The following is a 357-nucleotide window of genomic DNA, read 5'->3' as shown; positions in this document are numbered from 1 at the left end:
GGGAGTTCTACGGATCGACCGAGGGCCAGTTCACCGCCTGCCGCAGCGAGGAGTGGCTCGAGCGCCCGGGGACGGTCGGGCGGGCGCGACCCGGACGGTCGCTGAGCCTCGACGCCGACGGCACCATCTGGTGCACGGTGCCGGACTTCGCCCGCTTCACCTACTTCGGCGCACCGGAGAAGACGGCGGCCGCGTGGCGCACCACCCCGGAGGGACCGGCCTTCACGGTGGGCGACCTCGGACGCCTCGACGAGGACGGGTACCTCTTCCTCGACGGCCGGCGCGAGGACCTGGTCATCAGCGGCGGCGTGAACGTCTATCCCACCGAGGTCGAGCAGGTCCTCGGCACCTGCCCGG

1 pseudogene is annotated in these 357 nt (G+C 72.5%); it reads left to right on the top strand.

The features are described from left to right. Positions 1-357, top strand: a pseudogene (locus ACOADB_RS15500) (AMP-dependent synthetase); the annotation flags it as partial.

This window comes from Nocardioides sp. CPCC 206348 (assembly GCF_048654705.1).
GTDB lineage: Bacteria > Actinomycetota > Actinomycetes > Propionibacteriales > Nocardioidaceae > Nocardioides.
The sequence above is the reverse complement of the archived record's forward strand: the minus strand, read 5'-3'. Positions and strand labels throughout refer to the sequence as shown.